The organism is Pandoraea pnomenusa (assembly GCF_000767615.3).
GTDB classification, from domain to species: Bacteria; Pseudomonadota; Gammaproteobacteria; order Burkholderiales; family Burkholderiaceae; genus Pandoraea; species Pandoraea pnomenusa.
In genome coordinates, this window is sequence record NZ_CP009553.3 from 3,071,362 (window position 1) to 3,091,856 (window position 20,495).

The 20,495-nt window shown below is 66.3% G+C and carries 16 protein-coding genes; 6 read left to right on the top strand and 10 right to left on the bottom strand.

The genetic code is table 11. From position 1 onward, the window contains the following. Positions 1–413 precede the first annotated feature (413 nt). Together LV28_RS37650 and scpB are read right to left on the bottom strand one after the other, a co-directional pair. Positions 414–2,174: a pseudouridine synthase gene (locus LV28_RS37650; protein ID WP_038620929.1), complete on the bottom strand. Its 1,761-nt coding sequence runs from the start codon at positions 2,172–2,174 to the stop codon at positions 414–416. 181 nt (positions 2,175–2,355) lie between these two features. After that, positions 2,356–3,567: an SMC-Scp complex subunit ScpB gene (scpB, locus tag LV28_RS37655; protein WP_038617266.1), complete on the bottom strand. Its 1,212-nt coding sequence runs from the start codon at positions 3,565–3,567 to the stop codon at positions 2,356–2,358. Between the two features lie 341 nt (positions 3,568–3,908). Between scpB and fnr the strand changes: the two genes are divergently transcribed. Together fnr and LV28_RS37665 are read left to right on the top strand one after the other, a co-directional pair. Further along, positions 3,909–4,646, top strand: coding sequence for a fumarate/nitrate reduction transcriptional regulator Fnr (fnr, locus tag LV28_RS37660; RefSeq protein ID WP_023874100.1), 738 nt, complete (start codon positions 3,909–3,911; stop codon positions 4,644–4,646). Between the two features lie 262 nt (positions 4,647–4,908). Continuing rightward, complete coding sequence (locus tag LV28_RS37665) at positions 4,909–5,343, top strand: YybH family protein (protein WP_023596342.1); 435 nt, start codon at positions 4,909–4,911, stop codon at positions 5,341–5,343. 44 nt (positions 5,344–5,387) lie between these two features. Here LV28_RS37665 and LV28_RS37670 read toward each other — a convergent pair whose 3' ends face one another. Next, positions 5,388–6,308, bottom strand: coding sequence for a LysR family transcriptional regulator (locus tag LV28_RS37670; RefSeq protein WP_024788532.1), 921 nt, complete (start codon positions 6,306–6,308; stop codon positions 5,388–5,390). Between the two features lie 138 nt (positions 6,309–6,446). On the opposite strand from LV28_RS37670, the gene LV28_RS37675 reads away from it, so the two are divergent. Further along, positions 6,447–7,463, top strand: a complete 1,017-nt coding sequence (locus LV28_RS37675) for a zinc-binding alcohol dehydrogenase family protein (RefSeq protein ID WP_038617261.1) — start codon at positions 6,447–6,449, stop codon at positions 7,461–7,463. Positions 7,464–7,538: 75 nt separating this feature from the next. On the opposite strand, the gene LV28_RS37680 is transcribed toward LV28_RS37675, so the two are convergent. From LV28_RS37680 to hrpA, 4 genes are all read right to left on the bottom strand, one after another. Continuing rightward, positions 7,539–8,378, bottom strand: coding sequence for a competence/damage-inducible protein A (locus LV28_RS37680; protein WP_023596345.1), 840 nt, complete (start codon positions 8,376–8,378; stop codon positions 7,539–7,541). Positions 8,379–8,491: 113 nt separating this feature from the next. Further along, complete coding sequence (locus LV28_RS37685) at positions 8,492–9,406, bottom strand: EI24 domain-containing protein (protein ID WP_023874095.1); 915 nt, start codon at positions 9,404–9,406, stop codon at positions 8,492–8,494. Between the two features lie 64 nt (positions 9,407–9,470). After that, a complete protein-coding gene (locus tag LV28_RS37690; RefSeq protein WP_023596347.1) occupies positions 9,471–10,466 on the bottom strand; it encodes a YVTN family beta-propeller repeat protein in 996 nt (331 codons plus the stop codon). 332 nt (positions 10,467–10,798) lie between these two features. Continuing rightward, on the bottom strand, positions 10,799–15,034 hold the full coding sequence (hrpA, locus tag LV28_RS37695; protein WP_048806319.1) for an ATP-dependent RNA helicase HrpA: 4,236 nt from the start codon (positions 15,032–15,034) through the stop codon (positions 10,799–10,801). A 44-nt stretch (positions 15,035–15,078) separates the two neighbouring features. Between hrpA and argA the strand changes: the two genes are divergently transcribed. Both argA and LV28_RS37705 read left to right on the top strand, forming a co-directional pair. Then, positions 15,079–16,428: an amino-acid N-acetyltransferase gene (gene argA / locus LV28_RS37700; protein WP_023596349.1), complete on the top strand. Its 1,350-nt coding sequence runs from the start codon at positions 15,079–15,081 to the stop codon at positions 16,426–16,428. A 180-nt stretch (positions 16,429–16,608) separates the two neighbouring features. Next, complete coding sequence (locus LV28_RS37705) at positions 16,609–16,884, top strand: oxidative damage protection protein (RefSeq protein ID WP_023596350.1); 276 nt, start codon at positions 16,609–16,611, stop codon at positions 16,882–16,884. A 135-nt stretch (positions 16,885–17,019) separates the two neighbouring features. Here LV28_RS37705 and LV28_RS37710 read toward each other — a convergent pair whose 3' ends face one another. Together LV28_RS37710 and rpiA are read right to left on the bottom strand one after the other, a co-directional pair. Beyond that, positions 17,020–18,090, bottom strand: a complete 1,071-nt coding sequence (locus LV28_RS37710) for a serine endopeptidase (protein WP_038617253.1) — start codon at positions 18,088–18,090, stop codon at positions 17,020–17,022. A 15-nt stretch (positions 18,091–18,105) separates the two neighbouring features. Further along, complete coding sequence (gene rpiA, locus LV28_RS37715) at positions 18,106–18,798, bottom strand: ribose-5-phosphate isomerase RpiA (protein WP_023596352.1); 693 nt, start codon at positions 18,796–18,798, stop codon at positions 18,106–18,108. Between the two features lie 184 nt (positions 18,799–18,982). On the opposite strand from rpiA, the gene tal reads away from it, so the two are divergent. Continuing rightward, positions 18,983–19,933 carry a transaldolase gene (gene tal / locus LV28_RS37720; protein WP_038617250.1) on the top strand — a complete coding sequence of 317 codons (951 nt, stop codon included), beginning with the start codon at positions 18,983–18,985 and terminating at the stop codon, positions 19,931–19,933. A gap of 239 nt (positions 19,934–20,172) precedes the next feature. Here tal and LV28_RS48750 read toward each other — a convergent pair whose 3' ends face one another. Continuing rightward, a complete protein-coding gene (locus LV28_RS48750) occupies positions 20,173–20,466 on the bottom strand; it encodes a hypothetical protein (RefSeq protein ID WP_141571447.1) in 294 nt (97 codons plus the stop codon). Positions 20,467–20,495: the final 29 nt, after the last annotated feature.

Sequence of the window (20,495 nt, forward strand, 5' to 3'; positions counted from 1 at the left end):
CGCATCAACAGCGCCCGACATGTCTGCGCGCCCCGCATGGGACGGCGCACGATACCTGCCTCGACCGTCCGGGCCGGCATGCCTGAGTCGACACACCCACTCCCCGACGCGGCGGCATCGGCCGCGAAACGCTCGCGGCAAAAAAAAATGGGCGAAACGCCCATTTCTTGCAGCCTCATTGCGCATGAGGTGCGCGCCGCAACAGAACGTGCGACACGCAATACAGCTTATTATTTGATTTTATATGGTTTTGGGCCGATTTGCAACGCTTGCGCCCGCAAATGCCCGAAGGACGGGCGCCGGAGCGGCGTTGCCGCAGTGCAACATGCGAGCCGGCAAAGCCCGCCCCGCGCCATTCGGTCGGGGCGCCTTCGGCGCCCGATCCGGCCGACGCCTGCGGCGCGCCGATCCCATCAACGAGAACGGTTGCCGCCGCGGTTGCCACGGTTACCGGAATTGCCGCCGCCGTAGTTGCCACCACCGGCGCGGTTGCCGCCACGGCTGCGATTGCCATTGACGTTTCCATTGCCGTTGCCTCGCGGCTGACCACTGTAGCCGCCACCGCCCGCTGCGTTGCCGCCGCCGAAACGCCGGCCTTCTCCGCGAGGCGAAGACGTCTGCCCCGGGTAGCCGCCGCTCGGGCCGACGAACGCCGTAAGCGGATTGGCACGCGGACGACGCGACTGCCCCGGCTCGCGGCTGAACACTCCCAGCGCGGTCTGCATCGGATCCGGCTGTCGGCGCGGCTCCTTGACGGCGCCGGCCTTGCCGCCACGGCCCGGCTTGCCGCCCTTGTCGTCCGCGCTCGCTCCCGGCATTTTCATGCCGACGGCGGCGAACAGCGAACGCACCTGAGCGTCGTCAAGTTCCTCGTAACGTCCTCGCTTCAAGCCGCGCGGCAGCGTGAGCGGGCCATAACGCGTACGAATCAGACGACTGACCATCAATCCCGCGGCATCGAACATGCGACGCACTTCGCGGTTGCGACCTTCCGTCAGTGCCACGTGATACCAATGATTCGAGCCCTCGCCACCGCCGTCCTGCAAGCGCAGGAAATTGGCCTGACCGTCGTCGAGCTCGATGCCGCGCAGCAGCTGCTGGCGCGACGATTCGCTCAGTTGGCCGACAGTGCGCACGGCGTACTCGCGCTCGATGCCGTAACGCGGATGCATGAACCGATTCGCCAGGTCGCCGGACGTCGTCAGGATCAGCAGACCTTCCGTATTGAAGTCCAGTCGTCCGACGGCGAGCCACTTGGCCGTCTTCATCGGCGGCAGACGGTCGAATACCGAGGCGCGACCTTCCGGATCGGCGTGGCTGACGATCTCGCCCGCCGGCTTGTGATACAGGAGCACGCGCGGCGGCTTGCTGGTGATGCGGCGCTTGACGAGCTTGCCGTTGATACGCACCTGATCGGTCGGGAGAATACGCTGGCCGATATGCGCCGGCTCGGCGTTGACGGACACTCGCCCGGCAAGGATCAGCTCCTCCATCTCGCGACGCGAGCCCATGCCGGCCTCGGCGAGCACCTTGTGCAGCTTCGGCGCTTCGTCGTCCGGCGACAGGACACGACGATCGGCCGGTCGACGGCCGCGCTTGGCAGCTGCCTTGGCGTCGCCGTCGGCGTCGTCGTTATCGAACCCGCCCGACGTCACGAACGCGAAGAGGTCGTCATCGCCATTCTTGCCGCCCTTGCCACCCCTGCCGCCCCGGCTCACCTTGCCGGCCCCGGCGCTTCGGCCACCGACGGCGGCGGCACCCTTACGGCCGCGGCCCTTGCCGTCACCCGGTTGCGCCTTGCCCGCCGGTTCGCCACCGGTCGCGGCGCCTGAGGCCTGCGCGGGCTTCGCCGCTGGCGAGGCGCCATCGCGCTGCTTGCCGCCGCGCGGCTTGCGGGCGCCCTGGCGGCCACGCGCTTGCGCCGCGGCGGGCGCCCCGTCGGCGACGGGCGCCTGGCTGTGCGACGTTTCGCCGGACGGTACGCCCTGCGAAGCGTCGGACGCGGCAAATTCGCCCGTGCCGCTGTCGTCGCCCTCTCGCTTGGCTTGCTGCGCCGCGCGACGACGCGCGATCAGACTACGCGGTCCGCGGCGCAAGCCGCGGCGCGACGCCTTGTCGTCACCACCCTCGCCTTCCGGCGCACGTGCTTCGGCACCGGCATCGCGTGCGTGCAGGTCCTGGGATTCTTCGTTCTGTTTCAACACAACCTCATTGGAAAACGGGATCGTTGCTGGCCGGCATGTTGAGCCGCCCTGATCCGTGTTCGCACCATGAATGCGCGGCAAATCCTTGCCGCGACTTCGTTCTTAATCGCTAACGGCCCTGCTGTTGCGCGCGACGCAATGCGCCGGTGCCTCAGGTGCCCGTGACGAGAGTCTTGTCGTCCCCGTCGTTCTCGTCGTCATCCATCCCACCGGACATGGGCTGACCGGTGGCGGCTTCGTTCGCTGCCGGGTCGACAGCGCGCGGGGAAACCTCCTGCGTGACCGGCGCTGCGGGATCGTCCGCCTGCGTCGGTGCATCGTTTGCCTCACTTGCCAGGTACTGCGCATCTTGCGGCGGATCGTCGCCTTCCGCAGCCGCACTCCCCAAATCTTCGGAAAATTCCTCGACGCTCTGACGGCCCCGCACCTGCTGGCCGCCCTCGCCGAGCGACGCGTCATCCTGCGGCGCCGCGACCTGCTCACTGACGCGTCCCGCCGGTACGAGTTCCTCGGCATCCGGCGGAATTGCCCCGACGTCACCATCGGCATTGGCAAGCGCCGCCTCGGATTCGCCGGAATACGCCGCATCCGCGGGGGCGTCGCCTTCAGCCATGACCGCGTCGAGCAGCGCCTCTTCCGTCACCGCATCGTCGCCGGACGTCGGCCGTTGTCCTTCCGGCAGGCCCTGCGCGAGCGGCAGATTGTCGGCGCGATCCTGCGCCAGGCGCGCCAGCGCTTCGGCGTCGGCCATCGGCGCGTCGTCCGACGCCACGTCTTCTCCCGCTTCGCCTTCGGCCCGCTCGCCGAATTCGATGTTCTGCTGCGCGAGCAGGTCGATCTGCGCCTGCGCCGCCGGATCTTCGAGCGGCGGCAGCGCGTCGAGCGCGCGCAGCCCGAGATCGTCGAGGAAGTCCTTGGTCGTGGCGTACAGGCCGGGGCGCCCCGGCACGTCGCGATGGCCGATCACCTCGATCCAGCCGCGGTCTTCGAGCTGCTTGATGATCTGGGTATTGACCGTCACGCCGCGAATCTCCTCGATATCGCCACGCGTGACCGGCTGGCGATAGGCAATGATCGCGAGCGTCTCCATCACGGCGCGCGAATACTTCGGCGGCTTCTCCGGATTGAGACGGTCAAGGTATTCGCGCATGCGCGGACGGCTCTGGAAACGCCAGCCGGTGGCCAACGCCACCAATTCCACACCTCGGCCGTCCCATTGCATGCGGATTTCCTCGAGCAGCGCGCGCACCGTGTCGCCGGACACGGCGTCATTGAAGAGCTTGCGCAGATCGCCGACCTTGAGCGGCTCCTGCGCGCAAATCAACGCGGTCTCGAGGACGAGTTTCGCCTCTTGGGTATTCATGTGCGACTAAGCAAACCGGGGGCTTGGCAACCCGGAATCAGGAATAAATGGATGCTTGGAACACGAGAAACGGCCGTAGATCGAAAAAACAACCGCTTCGCATAAGCGCGCGCCCGTTTGTGTTCGGTCGTAGTGACGGCGGCGCAACCTGGATGCTTCGAAACGACCTGCCGGGAAAACGCCCAGGCCGATAGTGCGGCGAGACGGACGTCCGGTATGTGCGCAATTATTACTGAAACACTGTCGCCCGTAAAGCGTCGTGCAAACCCTCGCCATTCCTGGCGCGGAATCGACAGGTCGACGCCCCATGGTAAACTCTCAAAATAACTTCAGGGGCCTCCATGACCACAGAAATCGGTCGCATTCCCGTCGTCCAGCCCCGCTGTTCCACTTGCTCGCTGGGCCAGTTCTGCCTGCCCGTCGGCATTCCGGAAGCGGAACTGGAGCGACTGGATGCACTCGTGAGCGAGCGCCGTCGCCTCAAGAAAGGCGAGGTGCTCTATCACGCCAACGATGACCTGAGCGCCGTCTACGGCATCCGCTTCGGGTCGCTCAAAAGCTGCGTCACGGCGCCCGACGGCCGTGAGCAGGTCGTCGGTTTCCACCTTCAGGGCGAGCTGATCGGCCTGGATGCGGTGGCCGACAGTCATCACCCCAGCACTGCCATTGCGCTCGAGGACAGCGAGCTGTGCATTGCGCGTTTCGGCGAACTGGAGACGCTTTCGCGTCAGGTACCGTCGCTGCAACGCCAGCTGCATCGTCTGATGAGCCAGGAAATCCGCAACGAGCATCAGCAACTGCTCGCCCTGGGCACCATGCGCGCCGAAGAGCGGCTGGCGGTCTTCCTGCACAACCTGTCCGAGCGTCTTTCGGCGCGGGGCTACGCCGCCAACGAATTTGTGCTGCGCATGAGCCGCGAAGAAATCGGCAGCTTCCTCGGCCTCAAGCTGGAGACGGTCAGCCGCCTGTTTTCGCGCTTCGCGCAAAACGGCATGATCGAAATCCGCCAGCGGCACGTCAAGATCATCGACGCTGCCGCCCTGCGCGAACTCGCCGGCGTGACCGGCATTCACTGCTGAGACCGGTCACCGGGGGCGCGCAGGCGTCCCCGCCCTTGGTTTGCCTCGCACGCCCCCTTCACCGGTTACGCTTCCCCGCGTTACCCCCATACGCTACCGGCCAACGACACCCACCGCCTTGCGCCAGATCAAGAGACGCGCATGAACGCCCGCACTCTTGCCGCCGGCCGTTCGACAAGCCCGGGCAAACCCTCCATAATCGGCGCGATCGCCGGACGGCGCATTCGCCGCCCGACGCCACATTCCGACGGAGGCCGCCGATATGCCCGCTGCCATTTTTCTGAGTCCGGAAGACGCCGAGCACGCCTATTACGAGGCGCTGCGCACGGGCGACGCCGATGCGCTGATGGACGTCTGGTCGGAGGATGAGGAAGTCGTTTGCATTCACCCGTCCGGCCCCCGCCATGTCGGCCCCGCGGCCGTGCGCAGCAGTTGGCGACAGATCCTGGCCAACGGTGGGCTACAGGTGTCGGTCAGTCACCTGCAGGTGGCCAACAACCCGCTGTGCGCCGTTCACAACGTGCTCGAGCAGATCCAGGTGGAATCACATCCCGAAGCGCGCTACGCCTTCGTACTCGCCACCAACGTCTATCTGAAGGAAGCGGACGGCTGGCGACTCGTGCTGCATCACGCCAGCCCCGCGATCGGGCACGAGGATAGCGCCGCGCCGCTCGCTCGCACCCATCATCTTCACTGAGGCACACGCCCCGCCCCGCTCGGGCCCCTTGCCCCGGCGCCCCGCTACGAGGCGTCTGGCCGCGCATCCCAGTACGGCACCGGCCCGGGACCGAAGCGGGCTTGCAGAAACTCGATCAGCGCGTGCGTCTTGGGGGGCACGAACGCCCGGCTGGGGTACACGCCCCAGATGGCGACCTCCTCGGCCAGGGGATAGGCGGGCAGTACCGCCACCAGGTCCCCGCGCTGCAGGTGCACGCCGACGTCCCAAGTCGATTTCAGCGCAATTCCCATCCCTGCGAGCACTGCGTCGCGCAGCACCTCGCCGTTATCGGAAACCAGCCGCCCGCCCACACGCACATTCAACTCGCCGCCCGGCGTGACGAACCGCCAGTCGCGCTGTTCCGCCAGAATCAGACATTCGTGCGAGGCGAGATCGCCCGGATGCTTCGGCGTGCCGTGGGCCGCCAGATACGCAGGGGACGCGCACAGCGTGCGGCGATTACTCGCGAGTTTGCGGGCAACGAGCGTCGAGTCGCGCAGCGCCCCCACGCGAATCGCCAGGTCAACGCCCTCTTCCAGCAGATCGACCACGCGATCGGTCAACCGGAAGTCCAGCGAAATCCCCGGGTAGCGATCGAGAAATGCCGGCAAGGCGGGCGAGACATGCTGACGTCCGAACGACGAGGAGCATGACACCCGCAAGCGTCCCTGCGGCGCCGCGCGCCCCTGCCCAACACTCGCGAATGCCTGCGCCTCGGCAGCCAGCAACGTCTGGGCCTGCGCGAGAAACATTTCGCCTTCCTGCGTGAGCGCCACGCGTCGGGTCGTGCGATGCAGCAGACGCGCCCCAAGCCTGGCCTCGAGTTGCGCCAATCGGGTGCTGGCCGTGGCAGGCGATAGCCCGCGTTCGCGCCCGGCCGCCGAGACGTTGCCCAGCGCCGCCACCCGAACGAACAACGCCACGGTATCGAGGTCCAATGCCATTTAACGGATTCTCCGAAAAATCTTTTCGGCATTATGCGAATTTTCAATGCAATCCACTAGCGGTAGTCTTTCGCTATTGCTTCGCGCGGCCCGCCGACGACATCCGGCCGGCCACCATCAACGTAATGGAGAGTACTCATGAAAGCTGTTGGATTGACCCGTTATCTGCCGATCGACGATCCCGAATCCCTCGTTGACATCGAATTGCCGACGCCCACCCCTGCGGGGCGCGACATCCTGGTCAAAGTCGAGGCCATCTCGGTCAATCCGGTCGACACCAAGGTGCGCGCGCCGAAAGCCAAGGTCGACGACACGCCGCGCGTGCTCGGATGGGACGCCGCGGGCACGGTCGCCGCGGTGGGCCCGGACGCCACGCTCTTCCGGGTCGGCGACCCGGTCTATTACGCGGGGAGCATCACGCGCGCGGGCGCGAACAGCGAATTCCATCTGGTGGATGAGCGCATCGTCGGCCATATGCCGACGTCGCTCGACTTCGTGAGTGCGGCCGCCCTGCCGCTCACGACGATCACGGCCTGGGAAGCGCTGTTCGACCGCCTCGGCGTGGCGCCCGACGGCAGCGATGAAGGAAAGTCGGTGTTGGTCGTCGGCGGCGCGGGCGGCGTCGGTTCGATCGCCATTCAGCTCGCCCGGCGCGTGGCGCGACTGACGGTGGTGGCGACGGCGTCGCGGCCGGCGTCGGCCGACTGGTGCCGGCAACTCGGCGCGCAACACGTGATCGACCACTATCAGGACATTCCGGCGCAGTTGCTGGCCGCTGGCGTGCCGCAGGTGGACTTTGTCCTGTGCCTGAACGACACCGACGAGCACTTCCCGGCGTTGGCGCAGGCCGTCGCACCGCAGGGCAAGATCTGCTCGATCGTGGAGAACGCCCGGCCGCTGGACGTCGGCCTGCTCAAGAACAAGAGCGCGACATTCGTGTGGGAGTTCATGTTCACGCGCGCCATGTACGAGACGCCCGACATGATCGCGCAGCACAAGCTGCTCACTGAAGTCGCGCGCCTGGTCGACGCCGGCACCCTTCGTACCACGCTCGGCGAGGTGATCGGTCCGATCAACGCCGTCAACCTGCGGCGCGCCCACGCCCAGCTCGAAGGCGGACGCACCATCGGCAAGCTCGTCCTGAGCGGCTTCTGAGTCCCCTCTGGGCGGCTCGACCGGGCGGTCTCCCTGGTGGCCGGGCGGTCGGGCCGTCATTGCGTCAATGAGACGTCACTGGGCCGAAGGCGCCGTCCCCTCGGGCAAGGCGGCGGCGTCCGCCGGATGGACGATCTCCCCATTGAGCGCGCTCACGCCGGCCAACAAGCGCTCGAATGCGGCCCCGACGAGAGCAGGCTCGCCCTTCACACCCAGGTCGATATGGCGGCGCGCGTAGACCGGGCCGCGTTGTGCGTCGCCCACGCTCGGCAGGCTGAACACCTTCACCCCCGGATATTCGGCCTCGATGGCCTCCATGAGCGGCGTGAGCGTCGATTCGGCCAGCCCGAAGACCAGCACCGATCGTTCGGCGTGCCTGGTGAGGTGGTGCAGATCCGCGTAACAGGTGTCGAGCACCCAGGCCATCATCGGCCAGGCCATCACGGGGAAACCCGGCATGAAATGATGGCGCTCGATGGAGAACCCGGGGATCTTGTTGTAAGGGTTGGGCAGCACGCGTGCGCCGACCGGAAATTCGCCCATCTTGAGACGGTGCCGGTTATCGGGCTGCGTCATGTCGGCACGGCCGTCCGGACTCGTGTCGGCGATGCGCTCCATGATGAGCGCCTCGGCTTCGGGCGTGAGTACCAGCGGCACATTGAGCGCGGCGGCGGCGCATTGACGCGTATGATCGTCCGGCGTGGCGCCGATGCCGCCGGTCACGAAAACGATGTCGTCGCTTGCGAACGTGCGTTGCAGGGTGGCCGTGATGCGCGCGGGATCATCCCCCACGTACTCGGCCCAGCCGAGCTGCATGCCACGCTCCGTAAGCAGTTCGATGAGCTTGGGCAGATGCTTGTCCTGGCGGCGTCCCGAGAGAATCTCGTCGCCGATGATGATGATGCCGACCGCCATGATGCTTCCTTTTCTTGTCGTCAGGGCCTTGGGGGGAGAAAAGCGCGGCGCCGCCGGGATTCAGACGACGAAGGTCCAATCCGGCAGCGCGCGGTGTGACGATTGTGCCACTTTCAGGGCGAACCGTTGGGGCTGCCCGGAGGGGGCAGTGCCGGCGGCAGGTCTTCGGTCTCCGGCCGGGCATCGTCGACCACCGGCAGGACCGTACCGGCGAGCGTCGGCTCATGCCGGGCATCCTCCGCGCGAAGGCGCGAGAGTGCGCGCAGGCAGTAATGGGCGAACCACAACGCCGAAAAGACGAAGATCACCACATAGAGCCAGATCGCGAGCAGCGCGATGACCGGGAACAGCACGATCATGATGACCGACGAGACCCACAGCAATGTGGGCAGCGAGCCGAGCAAACCGGTTGCCACACCGATCACGAGCAGCGGCAGACGCTTCTCCCGGACGATCCGGCGCCGCTCCTCGGCCGTGGCGTGGTAAGCGAGCGCGTCGTACGTCATCACGCGGTAAGTGAGCCAGCCCCACAGCAGCGGCGGCACGATGGCGAAGAATGGTGGCACCAGCCATAACGGCAGTGTGACGAGCGCGGCGACGAGGAAGATGAGCGTGGCCCCGAGCGACTGGCCCAGGCTGCCCCAGAACGAGCCGCCCTGACGCGCCTCGAGATGAATGAAGTGCCGGCGCGAGAGATGGCGCAACACCGCCGGCATCGACCATCCCGCAATGAGCAGCAGCGACGTGACGACGATCAGCGGCACGAGCAGCGCCACCAGAATGAACGGCGCGAGCGCCATGCGCACGCTGTCCACGCCGAAGAAGCCGAAGAAGCGGTAGATCCACTGGGTGAATTCCCACTGTTCGAGCCACACGCGCAGGAAGTCGGTGAATGGTTCCCAGCCGAACCAGATCACGGCGCCCCAGATCAGTCCGGAGACGACGAAGGGCATGGCGGTGAGCCAGAGCATGCGCGGATGCAGCAGGCTCACGAGCGCGCGCCCTAGCGCGCGAAGAATATCGTTCATGCAGAAACAGGACCGGGCGTCGACGACGCCCGGCGAGTGAAGCCCTTACGGCAATGCCCCGATGTTACAGCACCGGCGCACGGTCGTAGAAATAGATCCCGTGCGGCGAGCGTCCGACGGCAATCGTATTGATCAGCTTGCGCGAGGCCAGGTCGATGATGCCGACCTTGCGCGCCCAGCGGAACGTGACCCACAGCGTCTTCTTGTCGGCCGAGAGCTCCATGTCGTCGGGGCCGGGCAGCAGACCGGTAATGTTGCCGACATTCGTGAGCGCGTCCTGATCGATGATGCTGATCGTGCTCGACACGCGATTGGAGATCAGCACGTGCTTGCCGTCGGCGAGCGAACGGAAGTTGTGCGCCCCCCTTCCGGTCGGGATCGTCTTGATCACCTTCCGTGCGCGCCAGTCGATCACCGCCGCGTAGTCGGCGCCGGTCATGCCCACGAGCAGGTACTTGTCGTTGGGCGTGAGCCACACGCCGGCGGGGCTGTCGCCCACTTTCAGCGTCCACAGCACCTTCTGGCTGGCCAGATCGATGGCGGCGATCTCGTTCGACTCCTGCAACGAGATGAACACGAGCTTGCTGTCCTGAGTGAAGACCAGGTGGCTTGGCATCTTCTTGAGCGGGATGCGCTGCGCCACGCTCAGGTTCTTGCCGTCGAAGCGGTAGACGTCCACGCGGTCCAGGCGCAGCGCGTTGGCCACGAACCACTTCTTGTCCGGCGAGAAGCCGATCTGGTACGGATCTTCAATGTTTTCGATCTTGCGCTGGATCTGTCCCGTCTTCGGATCGAGGAACACGAGATTGTTGCCCACCGAGTTCGCCACGATGAGCGACTGGTTATCGGGCGTGGCCATCAGGTGATGCGGCTCCTTGCCCACGGGAAACGTCTGGACGACCTTCTGCGTGGCCTTGTCGATAAGGCTTACGCTGGCGTCGGCCGAATTGAGCACGACCACCACGCTGTCGGGTGCCGGGGCTGCCGCCCGCGCCGGGCCGGCCAGCGCCGTCAGGCCCAGGGAAGCGGCCAGACCGGCGGCGATCAGAAGTTTGCGCATTGCAGGATCTCTCGGGAGAAAAAGGTGCGGAGAATGTCGAAAAAACGAGGCCAGGGAAGCCGCGGGTGCCGGGCGGGAAAGCGCTCGGGTGAAAACGACGAGCGACGAGCGACGAGCGACGAGTGGCGCCTGGAACCGTCGCAAAACGGTGCCGCTATTGTAGGGCCGGAAAGCCCCCGCAACGCGTCGGCGGCGCACCTTTTTTGATCAGGCGAAACAACATTCCAACACTTTCTGACCCAGCGCAAACCGGCGCGGGCATTGCATGCAAAATTGGCGTCCGGGCATACGCGTCGAACGCCAACGGATGGCATGTCACCGACGGCCACCGCTCAGCGCTGCAGCGCCTCCCAGACCTTGTGGAGCCGCTTGACCGACACCGGCATCGGTGTGCGCAGCTCCTGTGCGAAAAGCGAGACGCGCAATTCCTCGAGCAGCCAGCGAAATTCGTCGAGTCGCGCATCGCCCTGATCCCGGCGTTGCGACGTGGCCCGCTGCCAGTTCTGCAACAACGGGCCAAGCTCGCTCATGGCACGCGCGTCGCGCGACGGATCGGCCTTGAGCTTGTCGATGCGCGCGGCCATCGCCTTGAGGTAACGCGGAAAGTGCGCCAGCTGGGCATAGGGCGTGTCGATCAGGAAGCGCTTGCCGACCAGACGTTGCAACTGCGCCGTAAGATCCGCATGCGCCTGCGCGAACGGCTTGGCCTGCGCGAGCTTCTTCTGCAACGCCACGTACTCGGCCAGAATCTGCCCGGCCAGGCGCGCGATTTCCTGCGCGAGCAGCGTGAGACGTCCACGCCCCTCGTCCTTGCGCGCGACGAACGAGGCGTTGTCGCTCGGCCATGGCAACTGAAGGCAGGCGCGCTCCAGCGCCAGATCCACGATCTGATCGCGCAGTGCCTCCTGTGTCCCGAGGTGCAGGTACTGCATGGCCATCTGCTGCAGTCCGGGGATGTTTTTCTCCAGGTACTTAACCTGCTCGCGCAACTGAATCGCGAACAGTCGCCGCAGTCCTGCCCGATGCTGACGTTGCGCTTCGTCCGGATCGTCGAATACTTCGAGGTCGCAGTGATCGCCGCGATCGACCAGCGCGGGATAGCCGAACAGCGTCTGGCCGCCGCGGCGAATCTCGAGCATCTCCGGCAACTCACCGAAGCTCCAGGTCGTCAGGTTGTCGTAGCGACCGGGCTCGACCGCCGCGGCGCCCGTGCCCGATGCCGCGGACGCCCCCGGTACGGCCTGCGCGCCGGTCTTGCCGCCTGCCTTGCCATCGCCGCGCGGCGCGGGGCCGCCGCGTGACGAAGATTCCGTCGCGGTGCCGCCGGTGGGCGTGGCACCGCTTCGGGCGGCCAGCGCCTGGAACGTGCGTTGCGCCTGCTGCCCGAGTTCGGCGCGCAACTGCGAGAGATTGCGTCCCATGCCGAGCTGACGCCCGTGCTCGTCGATCACCTTGAAGTTCATCGACAGGTGCGCCGGGAGCATTTCCAGTTTGAAATCGCTCGCCTTGAGCATGACACCGGTCTGCTCGCGCGCATCGGCCATCAGCGCGTCGAGCAGTGCGCCCTGGCCGAACGTGGCGCGATCGACAAACCCGGCCGCGTATTCGGGCAATGGCACGAAGTGACGGCGCAGCTTCTGCGGCAGCGACTTCATCAGCTGGTGCGCCTTCTCCTTGAGCATGCCCGGCACGAGCCATTCGCATCGGCGCGCGTCGACCTGATTGAGCGCATAGAGCGGTACTGCCAGCGTGACCCCGTCGCGCGGCGACCCCGGTTCGAAGTGGTACGTGAGCGCCATTTCGACGCCCGCGATCGCCGTCTTCTTCGGGAACAGGTCGGTCGTGACACCCGCGGCCTCGTGGCGCATCAGGTCGTCGCGCACGAGGTAGAGCAGTCTGGGCGTGCCCTTGGACGTCTCGCGATACCAGTGCTCGAAGCTGGCGCCGTCGTAAAGGCCGGCGGGCACGTGTGCGTCGTAGTAGGCGTAGATCAACTCGTCGTCGACGAGCACGTCCTGGCGCCGCGACTTGTGTTCGAGCTGTTCGATGTCCGCGATCAGCTTGCGATTGTGCGCGTAGAACGGCAGCTTCGTTTCCCAGTCGCCCTCGACGAGCGCACTGCGAAGGAAGATCTCGCGGGCGCGACGCGGATCGCGCGGGCCGAAGTTCATGCGACGGCGGGCGTAGATCGTCAGCCCGTAGAGCGTGCCGCGCTCGTACGCCGTGACTTGCGCGGCCTTCTTTTCCCAGTGGGCGTCGGACAGCGAGGTCTTCACGAGGTGCTTGCCCACACGCTCGATCCATTCCGGCTCGATGCGCGCGATGCAGCGCGCGTACAACCGGCTCGTCTCGACGAGTTCACCGGCCATGACCCAGCGCCCGGCCTTTTTCACGAGCGAGGAGCCCGGCCAGATGTGGAACTTGATGCCGTGCGCGCCAAGGAAGTGCGGATCGTCGTCGGCCTTGCAGCCGATGTTGCCGAGCAAGCCGGCGAGCAGCGCGAGGTGCACCTGCTCGTATGTGGCTTCGGACTCGTTGATGCGCCAGCCCTGCTCGCGCACCACGGTCAGCAACTGGCTGTGAACGTCGCGCCATTCGCGCAGACGCAGTTGCGAGAGGAAATTCTCGCGGCAGGCCTGTGTCAGCAGGCGGTTCGACTTCTTGTGAGCAATCGCCTCCTCGAACCACTTCCATATCTTGAGCCAGGAGAGGAATTCTGACTTCTCGTCCGCGAATTTGCGGTGGGCGTTGTCGGCGGCATCCTGGGCTTCGATGGGCCGGTCGCGCGGGTCCTGCACGGCCAGTCCGCTCGCGATGATGAGGACTTCGCGCAGCGACTGCTGGTCGCGCGCGGCCAGGATCATGCGCCCGACGCGCGGATCGAGCGGCAAACGCGCCAGCTCACGACCAAGCGGCGTGAGCTGGTTGGCGTCGTCGACCGCACCCAGTTCGCCCAGCAACTGGTAGCCGTCCGCAATCGCGCGGCCCGGCGGTGGTTCGAGGAAGGGGAATTCCTCGACTTTCGACAGGCGCAGCGACTGCATGCGCAGAATTACCGCGGCGAGCGACGAGCGCAGAATCTCGGGGTCGGTGAATCGCGCGCGCGACTGGAAGTCCGCTTCGTCGTACAGACGAATGCACACGCCGTCGGCCACGCGACCGCAGCGCCCCGCGCGCTGATTGGCCGCCGCCTGCGAGATCGATTCGATCTGAAGCTGCTCGACCTTGTTGCGGTAGGAGTAGCGCTTCACCCGCGCGGTGCCGGCATCGACCACGTAGCGGATGCCCGGTACGGTCAGCGAGGTCTCGGCCACGTTGGTCGCGAGCACGATGCGACGGGCGTTCGACGGCCTGAACACGCGCTCCTGCTCGGCGGCGGACAGGCGCGCGAAGAGCGGCAGAATCTCCGTGTGCGGCGGATGATGTTTGCGCAGCGCCTCCGCCGCTTCGCGAATTTCGCGCTCGCCGGGCAGGAACACGAGCACGTCGCCCGCCCCCTCGCGGCAGAGTTCGTCCACGGCATCGACGATACCGTCCATGAGATCGCGCTCACGATCGCGGGCGCTGGCGCGACTGTTCTCGCGGCCTTCCGCGTTGGCGATGCGCGCGTCGTCCTGAATCGGCCGATAGCGCACTTCCACCGGGTACAGCCGGCCGCTCACTTCGATGACGGGGGCCGGACGCAGGGTCTCGCCTTCGCCGGTGCCGAAGTGGCGCGCGAAGCGATCCGCATCGATGGTGGCCGACGTGATGATGACCTTCAGGTCCGGACGCCTGGGCAGCAACTGCTTCAGATAGCCCAGCAGGAAGTCGATGTTGAGGCTGCGTTCGTGCGCCTCGTCGATGATGATGGTGTCGTAAGCACGCAACAGCGGGTCGGTCTGCGTCTCGGCGAGCAGGATGCCGTCGGTCATCAACTTGACCGATGCCCCATTGGACAGCGTGTCGTTGAAACGCACCTTGAAGCCGACGATTTCGCCGAGCGGGGTGCCGAGTTCGTCCGCGATGCGGCGCGCGGTGGCCGACGCGGCGATGCGCCGCGGCTGCGTATGCCCGATCAGGCCGGTGCCGCCGGCGCCGAGGCCACGCCCAAGCGCGAGGCAAATCTTCGGCAGTTGCGTGGTCTTGCCCGAGCCGGTCTCGCCGCTCACGATCACCACCTGGTGGTCGGCGACGGCACGTGCGATCTCCTCGCGGCGTGCGGACACCGGCAGTGCCTCGGGGAATGCGATTTCGGGCACGCGGTTGGCGGCGGCCTGCCGTGCGGCGAGTCGCTCGGCGTCGCGCGCGGCACGCTCGGCTGGCGACGGCCGACGTGCGGCCGTCGCGGCATTGCCCGGCCCCGTTGCGGCTTTGGTCGCGCGGTTGCCCGCGGCGGCGCCCGCCTCGCCGCCGCGATCCGGTTGGCGGGAGCGTCCGGGGCGATGGCCCGCGTTCGCAGGCGCGCCGCCCGGATCGGACGTCGTTTGCGATTGCGCCGGGTCCCTGGGTTGGGCGCGCGTTTGCCCCGGCGCCGTCACTTTCGGCTTCGGGGGCTGAGATTGTCGATTTCGTTCGTCACTTGCCATGGGCGCGCATTATATAATCTGCGCATGTTTGCGCACGTACACCCATGCTGACCGAACCCGACCCCGCCGTACAAGACGAAGAGACCGCCCACCAAGCCCAGTTCGTGGACTGGCTGCGATCGGTCGCCCCCTACATCCATGCGTTTCGCGACAAGACGTTCGTGGTCGCCTTCGGCGGCGAGCTCGTCGCGGCGGGCGGGCTCGACTCCCTGATTCAGGACGTCGCCCTGCTGTGCGCCATGGGCATGCACATCGTGCTGGTGCACGGTTCGCGACCGCAGGTCGAGGAGCAGATGCGCCTGCGACACATCGAGTCGCACTTTTCGCAGCAGTTGCGCATCACCGATGCCGCCGCGCTCGAAGCGGTCAAGGAAGCGGCCGGCGAATTGCGTCTGGACATCGAAGCGTCGATCAGCCAGGGGCTGCCGAATACGCCGATGGGCAACGCGCGCATCAGCGTGGTCTCGGGCAACTTCGTCACGGGCCGCCCCGTCGGCATCGTCGACGGGGTCGACTTCCAGCACACGGGCGTGGTCCGCAAGGTCGACGCGGAATCGATCCGCCTCTCGCTGGCCAACGGCAAGATCGTGCTGCTCTCCCCGCTGGGCTTTTCGCCCACGGGCCAGTCGTTCAATCTGACGATGGAAGACGTGGCGTCGTCGGCCGCCATTGCGTTGCGCGCCGACAAGCTGATCTTCATTACCGAGACGCCCGGCGTTCTCAACGAATACAACGAGTTGCAGCGCGAACTCACGCTCGAGGACGCCCAGCGCCTGCAGTCGCAGGGCACGCTCGACCGCGATTCGGCGTTCTATCTGAAGTACGCCACGCGCGCGTGTCGCGCCGGTGTGGGTCGTGCGCACATCGTGCCGTTCTCGCTCGACGGCAGCATGCTGCTCGAGCTGTTCTCGCACGACGGCGTGGGCACGATGATCTCGTACGAGAATCTGGAAAGCCTGCGCGAAGCCACGATCGACGACGTCGGGGGCATCCTGCAACTGATCGAACCGCTCGAAGCCGACGGCACCCTGGTGCGCCGCGGCCGCCACCAGCTCGAACGCGACATCGATCACTTCTCGGTCATCGAGCACGACGGACGCCTGTTCGGCTGCGCCGCGCTCTACCCCTACCCGAGCGAGCGCATCGGCGAGATGGCCTGCCTGACCGTCGATCCGGAAGCGCAGGGCTCGGGCGACGGCGAACGCCTGCTCAAGCACATCGAGCAACGTGCCCGTGCACGCGGACTGGAACGTCTGTTCGTGCTCACGACCCGCACGGAGCACTGGTTCCTCAAGCGAGGCTTCGTCAAGGCCGGTGTGGACGACCTCCCGGCCGACCGCCGCCGCCTGTACAACTGGCAGCGCCGCTCGCTGGTGCTCATCAAGAAGCTGTAATTCAGGACGGCCGGGCGCGCAATCATCGGCATCCGTCGGTGCCCTTGCATATTGCGGCCCTGCCCCCATTTCCGGATATCGGCCGCCGCTTCGCCCGAGCCGTCCGTCGACATGACGCGGCCCACGTGGCAAGCCCGGCTTCCACTCAAGCCTCAACAAAGACTACGAAGGAGTCCTCCCATGGCCCGCATGGTTCAATGCATCAAGCTCGGCAAAGAAGCCGAAGGTCTCGATTTCCCCCCGATGCCCGGTGAACTCGGCAAACGCCTCTGGGAAAGTGTCTCCAAGGAAGCCTGGGCCGGCTGGCTCAAGCAACAGACCATGCTCATCAACGAAAACCGCCTGAACATGGCCGACCCGCGCGCGCGCCAGTACCTCGTGAAGCAAACCGAGAAGTACTTCTTCGGCGACGGCGCCGATGTGGCGCAAGGCTACGTTCCTCCGACTACGGAATAAGGCGCCCTCTCCCGCGGCCCGACACCGTCCCGCGCACGGCTCCGGGCCCTCGCCAGGAGATTGCACGTGCGCCGCGCGAAGCGGCGCACCGGGCATTGGAGCCGATTGAATGGAAGCGCCGGAGCCGGCCGCCTGTCAGCCGGCCCGGGCAGGACCGCCCTCGGTCTGGATGCCTGCGGATCGGGCACCGCAATGGTGGCAAAAGTGGGCGAACGCGTTCTTGCGCGTACGGCACGCGCCGCAACGGTCGAACAGGCAAATGCCGCAATGCACGCAGAAGTCCCGGTCGGGGTCATCAAGCTTCACCGGCCGCTCGCACCCCGGACATACGGACTTGGCCAGTCGTGCCTGTGCCAGATCGTAAGACAGCGTCTTGCGCCGCTCTTCGTCCGGCAATTGTTCTTCCGCCTTCTGCTTCGCCAGATAGCGCTGCAGCGACACGATGGCGTAGCGTCCGACCAGAATCGTGAGCACGATACCCACGAGGTAGCGCACGTAGCCGCCGTAGTCCGGAAGATAGGGGACCAGCTCCACGAAGAACGCGAATAGCGCAAAGAAGATGAAGCCCCAGACGAACGGCCACCACGTGCTCTTGCGCTGACGTGCGAACAGCCAGCCCGCCACGGCAAGCAACGGCAAGGTCAACGCCAGCCGGATGCCGAACACCTTCAGTTCCTGCGAACGCTGGATCGCCGCGAGGCGCTCACCCGCGTCGGCATTGAGGGCATAGCGCGTCGCACGCGCCGACTGCAGGCCGCGTTGCGCCTCGAGCTGCTTTGCTTCGAGCGCATCGACCTGCGTTTGCGCGTCGCGCTGCGCGGCCTTGAGCGAATCGAGCGCCCGCGTGCGGGCGACCAGTTCGGCATCCTGACTGGCCTGCGCCGTGGCCGTGCGCGTGGCTACCCAGTCGTTGAACGATTCGCGTGCATTGCGATAGGCCGTGCTGCGCGCCTTGAGCTGCAGCCGCGCCGTCTCCAGCTGGCTCTGCACGTCTTCAAGCTGGGTTTCCGCCTGTTTGATCGCCGCATCGGCGCGATCGGCCTGCGCGCGATCGACGAACGAGTCGAGCGTGGGCGCTGGCGCGACGCCCGGCAATTTGTCGACGACAAGACCGCCCAGACCGATCAGAAATACCGCGAACAGTACGGCGATCAACCATAGTCCGCGGCGGAACCAGGTTTCGGGAAGACGACGTGATCCGGCCATCCTGCCCTCCCGGTATCAGTTTTTGTAGTCGATGGTGCGCACCCCTTGCGGTGTGCCCATCAGCGTGATGTCCGCGCCGCGCTTTGCGAACAGGCCGACCGTGACCACGCCGGCGATCTGATTGACCTGCGTCTCGAAGGCCACGGGATCGAGAATCTGCAGACCGTGCACGTCGAGAATGGCGCAGCCGTTGTCGGTCACGTACGGACTGCCGTCCGCGCGCACGCGCGCCTGCGGCTTGCCGCCGAGGGCGACGAGTTCACGCGCCACGCTGGCCTGGGCCATCGGAATGACTTCCACCGGCAACGGGAAAACGCCGAGCACGGCCACCTCCTTCGAGGCGTCGACGACGCACACGAACTGCCTGGCCACCGAAGCCACGATCTTCTCGCGCGTGAGCGCGCCGCCACCGCCCTTGATCATGTGCCCCAGGGCGTTGATCTCGTCGGCGCCGTCGACATAGACGGGCAGGCTTTCGATCTGGTTGAGGTCGAACACTTCGATGCCATGCTTGCGCAGACGCTCTGTGCTGGCCTCGGAGCTCGACACGGCGCCGCGATAGCGACCCTTGTGCGCGGCAAGTGCGTCGATGAAGCAATTGGCGGTGGACCCGGTGCCCACGCCGATCACGCTGCCCTCGGGCACGTGCTGGTTCACATAGTCGGCAGCGGCCTGGCCGACCAGGCGTTTGAGTTCGTCCTGGGTCATGGGGAATTCCGGCAAAGTTTGGTAAAGTCGGAAGTTTACCGGAGTCGGGCCCGACGCGCCGTCTTTTGCGTCCTTTGAGCGTCCCCTGAACGTCTCGAGGGTGCCATCGGGGCGTCGCCCGAACGCCATCCGGCCCCTCGCCGGACTTCATGTCACGCAGTGCATTTCTCGCAAGGCCGTCCTCATGAATCAGCTCGATACCCTCAAACGCCACACCATCGTCGTGGCCGACACCGGCGACTTCCAGGCGATGGACGCCTACAAGCCGCAAGACGCCACCACCAACCCGTCGCTGATCCTCGGCGCGGTGCAGAAGGACGCCTACCGCCCGATGCTCACGCGCGTCGTCGCCGAGCATCGTGCCGAATCGACCGACGAGATCATCGACCGCCTGCTGATCGCCTTCGGGCGTGAAATTCTCGACATCGTGCCGGGCCGCGTATCGACGGAAGTCGATGCCCGCCTGTCGTTCGATACGGCCGGCACGGTCGCACGCGCGCGCAAGCTCATCGCGATGTACCAAGCCGAAGGCATCGAGCGCGATCGCGTGCTCATCAAGATCGCGTCGACATGGGAAGGGATTCGCGCGGCCGAGATCCTGGAGCGCGATGGGATCCGCTGCAACATGACGCTGCTCTTTTCGCTGGTGCAGGCCGCCGCCTGCGCCGAGGCCGGCGCCCGGCTGATCTCGCCGTTCGTGGGCCGCATCTACGACTGGTACAAAAAGTCGGCGGGCGCCAATTGGGACGAAGCGGCCAATGCGGGCGTGAATGACCCCGGCGTGCGTTCGGTCGCGTCGATCTATCGCTACTACAAGCACTTCGGCTACGACACCGAAGTCATGGGCGCCAGCTTCCGCTCGACCGGCCAGATCCTTGCACTTGCCGGGTGCGATCTCCTCACCATCAGCCCCGCCCTGCTCGAACAGTTGCGCACGACCGAAGGGGAAGTGCGCCGGGCGCTCGATCCGAAGGAAGCGCGCTCGGCCGCCATCGACCGCGTGAAGACCGACGAGCCGTCGTTCCGCTTCGCCCTGAACGACGACGCCATGGCCACGGAGAAGCTCGCCGAGGGCATTCGTGCGTTCGCCGCCGACGCCGTCAAGCTCGAGGGCCTGATCGACGCCGCTCGCTGAAGCCGGTCCGGCGTTGCGACACCACGGCGCGTCTCGTGCGAACGCCGTCGATCGCGCAGGCGGCGCCAGACTTGCCTGAAGCGTCGGGAGCAGGCGAATAATAGAAGTGACCCGACGTTGCACCGGCGACACTGGAAGCGTCAATCACTTCTTGCCGCATGACAGGCCGATCGCCGCCGAGCCGGTTACCCGGTGGCGCGACGCCGGTTCGCGCTCCGCCCCTTGATTTCAGCAAGCCGTCACGGGCAATCGCCCACATCGCCGGCGTCCGCGCAGATGCCGACGCCGCCGGAGACCCGCTCAAACGTCCCGCATCCGGCTTTCGACGACGACCTGGCTACCGTCGGTACGTCGCGATCCACGCCCTGTGGCGCGCCCTCGCTGGTCGCGTTCGTATCGCCGCGAAAGCCGTCCGACTTCGTCGTCTCGGCCGCGGGGACAGCGCCGGTGGGCTCGTCCCCGGCCATCCGGCGTCTTGGCTTCGACGCCCCGCCGAGTACCGAATCCTCGGCGGCCTCATTGTCGCGCGTCACCGTTCGTCCAGCATTCGCAAGGACCGTGG

Coding starts and splice junctions, on each gene's coding strand:
- scpB (WP_038617266.1), bottom strand. CDS start 3,567: ATGAATACCCAAGAGGCGAAACTCGTCCTCGAGACCGCGTTGATTTGC.
- fnr (WP_023874100.1), top strand. CDS start 3,909: ATGACCACAGAAATCGGTCGCATTCCCGTCGTCCAGCCCCGCTGTTCC.
- LV28_RS37665 (WP_023596342.1), top strand. CDS start 4,909: ATGCCCGCTGCCATTTTTCTGAGTCCGGAAGACGCCGAGCACGCCTAT.
- LV28_RS37670 (WP_024788532.1), bottom strand. CDS start 6,308: ATGGCATTGGACCTCGATACCGTGGCGTTGTTCGTTCGGGTGGCGGCG.
- LV28_RS37675 (WP_038617261.1), top strand. CDS start 6,447: ATGAAAGCTGTTGGATTGACCCGTTATCTGCCGATCGACGATCCCGAA.
- LV28_RS37680 (WP_023596345.1), bottom strand. CDS start 8,378: ATGGCGGTCGGCATCATCATCATCGGCGACGAGATTCTCTCGGGACGC.
- LV28_RS37685 (WP_023874095.1), bottom strand. CDS start 9,406: ATGAACGATATTCTTCGCGCGCTAGGGCGCGCGCTCGTGAGCCTGCTG.
- LV28_RS37690 (WP_023596347.1), bottom strand. CDS start 10,466: ATGCGCAAACTTCTGATCGCCGCCGGTCTGGCCGCTTCCCTGGGCCTG.
- hrpA (WP_048806319.1), bottom strand. CDS start 15,034: ATGGCAAGTGACGAACGAAATCGACAATCTCAGCCCCCGAAGCCGAAA.
- argA (WP_023596349.1), top strand. CDS start 15,079: ATGCTGACCGAACCCGACCCCGCCGTACAAGACGAAGAGACCGCCCAC.
- LV28_RS37705 (WP_023596350.1), top strand. CDS start 16,609: ATGGCCCGCATGGTTCAATGCATCAAGCTCGGCAAAGAAGCCGAAGGT.
- LV28_RS37710 (WP_038617253.1), bottom strand. CDS start 18,090: ATGGCCGGATCACGTCGTCTTCCCGAAACCTGGTTCCGCCGCGGACTA.
- rpiA (WP_023596352.1), bottom strand. CDS start 18,798: ATGACCCAGGACGAACTCAAACGCCTGGTCGGCCAGGCCGCTGCCGAC.
- tal (WP_038617250.1), top strand. CDS start 18,983: ATGAATCAGCTCGATACCCTCAAACGCCACACCATCGTCGTGGCCGAC.